The 6,339-nt window shown below is 63.4% G+C and carries 3 protein-coding genes and 1 pseudogene; 2 read left to right on the forward strand and 2 right to left on the reverse strand.

Features of this window, described 5'->3' with window-relative positions; genetic code table 11:
- Positions 1-69 (reverse strand): annotated as a pseudogene (locus tag ACTHLF_RS20345) (transposase); the annotation flags it as partial.
- Positions 70-150: 81 nt separating this feature from the next.
- Here ACTHLF_RS20345 and ACTHLF_RS20350 point away from each other — a divergent pair.
- Positions 151-873 carry a LysR family transcriptional regulator substrate-binding protein gene (locus ACTHLF_RS20350; protein WP_440329915.1) on the forward strand — a complete coding sequence of 241 codons (723 nt, stop codon included), beginning with the start codon at positions 151-153 and terminating at the stop codon, positions 871-873.
- On the opposite strand, the gene ACTHLF_RS20355 is transcribed toward ACTHLF_RS20350, so the two are convergent.
- Entirely contained in the window at positions 846-1,928 is a 1,083-nt protein-coding gene (locus ACTHLF_RS20355; RefSeq protein ID WP_440329917.1) for a PA0069 family radical SAM protein, read from the reverse strand. The two genes, ACTHLF_RS20350 and ACTHLF_RS20355, sit on opposite strands and share 28 nt — an antisense overlap.
- 372 nt (positions 1,929-2,300) lie before the next feature.
- Here ACTHLF_RS20355 and ACTHLF_RS20360 point away from each other — a divergent pair.
- Positions 2,301-6,339, forward strand: a 4,039-nt coding sequence (locus tag ACTHLF_RS20360) for an autotransporter-associated beta strand repeat-containing protein (protein ID WP_440329914.1), incomplete at its 3' end; no start/stop codon positions are given.

Consider the following 6,339-nt stretch of genomic DNA (forward strand, 5'->3'; position numbering starts at 1 on the left):
GACCGGCATGCCGGCCTCGGCCTCGCGCAGGAAGCCGATGATCTGTTCTTCGGAAAAACGCTTCTTCACGTCCAATCTCCTTCTTGTGGGGGATTGGACTCGAAACCGAGCCGCTACTCAAATCTGGGGGGACGTCGCTATTGCAGCGAGATGGACCACGCGGCCAGGCGCCTACAGGCAAAGCTGTCCGATGCGAATGCCGATGAAGGTGTCATCGGCTTCATCACCCCCGACAGTGTCGGACTAGCCCTGTATCCACTGTTGCTGGACTTGCAGCAACGGTATCGCGGATTGATCGTTTGCCATCGGATCGCCCCTGATGCCGATATTCTGGACGCAGTACTGCGAAGCGAGTACGAACTGGGTCTCGTCAAAAGCGAGCAGGACGATGCTCGTCTCGTATGCGAGCCTTTCTCAGAGGATCCGCTGGAACTCGTGGTGCCGGCAGGTGAGGAAGTGCATGACTGGAGCGATCTCGAGCGCCTCGGCTTTATCGACCATCCCGATGGCGTCGTGATGGCCACGCGGCTTCTAGCGCAGCTCTTTCCTGGCAATGCAGGTGTGCGCAGCCTGCCGCAACATGGGTTCAACAGCCAGATTTCGCTGATTCTGGAGCCCGTCGCACGCGGCTTGGGCTTTACGGTCGTTCCGCGCCCCGCGCGCCAAGCGTTTGCCCGAGCCGATTCGATCCAGGTCATCGAATCCACTACATCCGTGGTGGATAACCTGTGGCTTATTCACAGCGCCGAGTGGCCGCTCTCGTCACGTGCGTCAATGGTGTTAGGTCAATTGCGAAACCGACTTCCGCCCATACAGCGCTCGGTGGGCGACGGTTGGATCGAGTCTCAGAACAACTCGCCCTGCGGCGAATGAATCCGCGGCGCCACAAACCGCGACGTATCCAACACCGTATCCCATGCTCTGTGCAACCCCGCCTTCCGCGAAGCCACCTGCACCCGCTTCCTAATTATGTCCGCGAAAATCCCCTGCCCCCGCATTCGGGTGGCGAAGTTGCTGTCGTAATCCTTCCCGCCATTCATCTGCTGGATGAGGCTGATGATGTGTGCGGCACGATCGGGATAGTGAATCTCCAGCCATTCGCGAAACAGCTGCTTCAACTCATGAGGCAAACGAATGCAGGTATAGCCAATCGAGTTTGCCCCGTTGGCAGCAGCCCGCTCGATGATGCCTTCCACATCCTTCTCGTTGAGCGCCGGGATGATCGGCGCGACCAGTACGCCCACGGGCACGCCAGCATCGTGCAGCGTCTTTACCGCCTGCAATCGACGATGAGTCGCAGAGGCTCTCGGCTCCAGCTTCGACGCCAGCTTGTTATCCAGTGAATTGATCGAGATGAATACCTGCACCAGGTTCCGCTCGGCCATCGGCGCCAGGATGTCGAGATCGCGCTCGATCAGTGCGTTCTTCGTGACGATGGTGCATGGATGGTTGCACTCGTTCAGCAGGGCCAGCGCGGCGCGGGTAAGGCGCCACTGTTTCTCGATCGGCTGGTAAGGATCGGTGTTGCTGCCAATGTTTATCGGCTTGCACGTGTAGTTCTTCTTCGCGAGCTCGTCGCGGAGGATCTCCGCCAGATTGACCTTGGCGAACAGCTTCGTCTCGAAGTCCAGACCGGCGGAGAGGTTGAGGTAGCCGTGCGAGGGGCGGGCGTAGCAGTAGATGCAACCGTGCTCGCAACCCCGGTACGGATTGATGGCCTGATCGAAGCCCACGTCCGGCGAGTCATTTCGCGACACCACGCCTCGGGCCAGTTCCTGGCTCACGGTGGTAGCGGGGCGGCGATCGTCTTCCTCGCGGTGCCAGCCGTCGTCCTCGGCCTGGTACCGCGTCGTCTCGAACCGGCCCTCCGGGTTGGAGGCGGCGCCCCTGCCCTTGTGTAGGCGAATCATGGGAATCGGCTGTGTCATTGTACAAATGTACAACAATGCGATCTCAGTGCACGCGATTCCCTTGGCCGCCCACATTGTTCGGCTGCAACGCCCAATGGGCGCGTCACGGCGGTTTGAGCGACTGAGATTCGGCTATTCCTTCACCTATTGCCGAATTTTCCTACACGGATTCGGTCGTCACAAATGTGAATAGCGTCACATTTGGCCGCTCGGGGTCAGTCGCCAACCAAGCAATCATTGCCTAAGCCCCTGTAACGCAAACTTCACACATGGTGGCATGCAACTTGCTGATAGGCCCCCGCTCCCGCTCAGGGCAGCTGCCATCGATCAGGGACGACCTAGAGCGATCGGCAGGGGGGCGCCCATCATTGACAGGACTTCGCATTTCCCATGAACAGAATTTTTCGCATCGTCTGGAACAAGACGATCGGCCAGCTCGTCGTCGTTTCCGAACATGCACGCGCCACGGGTAAGGGCGGCCGTTCCGCCACCGGTGGTTCGCTCGGTGCCACGCTGCTGAAGCGCGGCGCGCTTGGCGCAGCTATCGCGATCTGCGGTGCTCCCTTTGCCAGTGCGCATACGATTTCCGTCGGCTACACGAACAGCGGTAGCGGCAACCTCACTTTCTGGTACGGCACGTATCACGATCCCTCGGAAGCGAGCGGCTTCGAAGGTCAGTTCAAGCTCCAGGGCCCCAACGGTTACGAAGAGCTGGTGAACTTCTCGGATTACCGGACCTCGCAGCCGGAAGGCCTCGAAGATGGCGTGAACAACTTCTACGCCGCCGCGCAGACCGGCACGACGCTGACGCCGGATAACGAGACCGGCCGTGGCCCGGTGCTCACGTGGCAGGGTGTTTCGTTCGCCGGACTCGTCCCGGGCACCTATATCTACACCTATGTGCCTATCGCCCAGCCGACGCAGTCGTGGGACCCGTGGGCTCCCGTGCTGACCAACACGCTCACCATCACCGGCGCCGACCTCAACGGCACCCCGATGGTGAACGGCCAGGTCTATACGCAGGTCGATCCGGAACTCAACGACCCGTACTCGATCCTGTTCAATGACGGCACGTTCCGCCCGACCACCGATGTGACCAAGAGCCAGGACGTCACCGTCCGCAGCGGCGGCGGCACCGTCGACACGACGAACGGCGATGTGACCTTCACCGGCGACCTCGACGGCAACGGCACGCTGACCAAGACCGGCGAAGGTAAGCTTACGCTCGCGGGTGACAACACCCACACCGGCGACATCATCGTCGACCAGGGCACGCTGCAGGGCACGACCGATAGCCTGAAGGGCAACATCGTCGACAACGACACCGTCGCGTTCACCCAGGACACCAACGGCACCGTCGATGCGACGATCAGCGGCACCGGCAATGTCGTGAAGAACGGCACGGGCACCGTCACGATCGATACCGCGAACACGTACACCGGGGCGACGTCAGTCAATGACGGCACGCTCGTGCTCGACGGTAACGGCTCGATCGGCACCGGCGACATCATCATCAACAACGGCGCGACGCTCGACGCGACGACGGCCAACCATGCGACGACCGGTACCGGCCTTTCCGGTAACGGCGACGTGCTGGTCGGCAACCACGACCTCAACCTGACCGATGCCAATGACACGTTCAGCGGCACGATCAGCGGCAATGGCGCGGTCAACGTGTGCGGCGGCACCCAGGAACTGACCGGCAACAACACGTACACCGGCGGCACCAACGTGAGCAACGGTGGCACGGTAGCCATCACGAACGACGGCGCCCTCGGCACCGGCAACCTCTCGCTCAACGACGGCACGCTCAACATCGTCAACAGCGTTACCTCGAACCGTGGCATTGAAGTCACCGGCTCGGGCACCGTCGACGTGAACGGCGGTCGTAGCCTCATCACCAACGGCGGCGTCTCCGGCAACGGTGACTTCATCAAGTCGGGTGATGGCCTCCTGGTCCAGGATGGCGTGCTCGCGCAGGACGGCAAGACGATTGTCGACGGCGGCACGCTGCGCCTCGACGCGAACAATACCTATACCGGCGGTACGGTGATCAGCGGCGGTGCGCTGCTCGAGATCGCCGATGACACGAGCCTGGGCCAGCCGGGCACCGACGTGTCGTTCGACCACGGCACCCTGCTCGCGGATGGCCCGCTCGATACCACGCGAGACATGCATCTCGGTACGGGTGGCGGCGCCATCGTCGGCAGTGGCGCAGGCAACACGGTCACGCTTGGCGGTACGCTCGACGGCCGCGGCCAGCTCGGCCTCGCCCAGGGCGACTTCGTCCTCACCGGCAGCAACACCTACGGCGGCGGCACGGTCGTCAGCGATGGCACGGTGGAAATCTCGCAGGACAGCAACCTCGGCGATGCCGCCGGTGGCCTGACCCTCGACGCGGGCTCCCTGCACACCACGGCCGATATCAACACCAGCCGCGACATCCAGGTTACGCCGAACAACGGCCAGGTCGTCACCGCGGCCGGCACGACGATGGTGAGCACGGGCGGCATCGACGGTGACGGCACCATCTACAAGGACGGCGCCGGTAACCTGCAGATCGATGGCAACGCCAACCAGGCCGGTGGCGTGGTGGTCAACCAGGGCAAGCTCGTCCTGAACGGCGACAACGGCTACCTCGGTACCACCATCGTGAATGGCGGTTCGACCCTGCAGGTGAATAGCGAGAAGGCCCTCGGCGCGACCTCCGGCAACGGCCTGATCCTGTCGAGCGGCACGCTCGCCACGACGGGCGATGTCGATACCGGCAAGCAGATCTTCATCAGCCAGAGCGGTACGCTCGACGTGGGCGCCGGCACGACGATGACCAGCAGCGGCGCGGTCCTCGGCATGGGCTCGCTGGTGAAGAGTGGCCAGGGCACCCTCGTCCTCGATCACGCCAACCAGTACACCGGTGATACGCGCATTGACGGCGGTACGCTGCAGATCGCGAACGATGCCAACCTCGGCACCGGTTCCAACGTGGTCTTCAACGGCGGCCTGCTGCATAACACCGGCGATGTTGATTCCTCGCGTAACCTCGTCATCGCCAATGGCGGCGCATTCATCGCCTCGGATGCCGGCACGCAGCTGACAACGAGCGGTACGGTGTCGGGTAACGGCGTGCTTGCCCAGGTCGGCCCGGGCACGCTCGAGGTCGACGGCGTCGTCTCGAACACCGGCGGCGTGGGCGTGCTCGACGGCACGCTGATCCTCACCGGTAACAACACGTACACCGGCGGCACGCATGCCTACAACGGCACGGTGCAGGTGAGCAAGGATGCCAACCTCGGTAACGCCAGCAACGGCATCGACATCAACAACGGTACGCTGCACACCACCGGCACGTTCGGCACCGCGCGTGACATCACGCTGGCGGGCACTGGTACGTTCAACACCGATGCTGGCACCAAGCTCACCGCGACCGGTACGGTCGGTGGCCTCTCGGGCCTGGTGAAGAATGGTGAAGGCACGCTCGAGATCGATGGCGTCGCTTCGCACACCGGTGGCACCACGGTGAACGACGGTACCCTGATCCTCGCCGGCAAGAATACCTACACCGGTGGGAACACGATCAATGGCGGTTCGCTGCAGGTCTCGTCCGATGCGAACCTCGGCGCGGCTTCGAACAACATCGCGATCAACGGCGGTGACCTTACCGTCACCCAGACCATGACTACCGACCGCGATATCGTGATCGGTGCGAAGGGTGCGAGCATCACCACGCTCAACGGCGTCACGCTGAACCAGCAGGGCGACATGAGCGGCACCGGTGGCCTGGTGAAGCTGGGTGGCGGCACGCTGGTCGTCAGCGGCAACAACTCGTTCACCGGCGGCACGCTCATCCAGGGCGGCGTCATCCGCATCGATTCGGGCTCCTCGCTCGGCACGGGCCAGATCCTGCTCCAGGGCGGCACGCTGCAGACGGTCGCCACGCTCGGTACCGGCCAGCAGGTCGTCATCAGCGGCAATTCGGGCGTGAACGTCGATGCCGGCACGACCACCGTGCTTTCGGGCAACCTCACCGCCGCGGCGGGTGACAGCTGCTTCGTGAAGTCGGGTGCGGGCAAGCTGAGCCTCACCGGTTCGGCCCATATGGGTAGCGGTACATGCGTGCAGGGCGGCATCCTGAGCGCCAACGGCCAGCTGACCAGCTCGTTCGTGCAGGTCGACGCCGCGGGCACGCTGCGTGGTACCGGCCTGATCAACGGACCGGTGAATGTCGAAGGCCGCCTGGCCGCCGGCAACTCGCCCGGCACGCTGACCGTGGCCGGCACCGTGACGATGCAGGCCGGCGCAACGCTGCAGGTCGATATCGATGGGCAGGGCACCGGTAACGGCGCGGGCAACTACTCCCGCGTGCTGGTGACGGGCGCGGGCAACCAGTTCATCGCGAACGGCACGCTGGCTCCGACGCTCCGCGGCATCA

This window comes from Luteibacter sp. (assembly GCF_051958795.1).
GTDB lineage: Bacteria > Pseudomonadota > Gammaproteobacteria > Xanthomonadales > Rhodanobacteraceae > Luteibacter.

Coding starts and splice junctions, on each gene's coding strand:
- ACTHLF_RS20350 (WP_440329915.1), top strand. CDS start 151: ATGGACCACGCGGCCAGGCGCCTACAGGCAAAGCTGTCCGATGCGAAT.
- ACTHLF_RS20355 (WP_440329917.1), bottom strand. CDS start 1,928: ATGACACAGCCGATTCCCATGATTCGCCTACACAAGGGCAGGGGCGCC.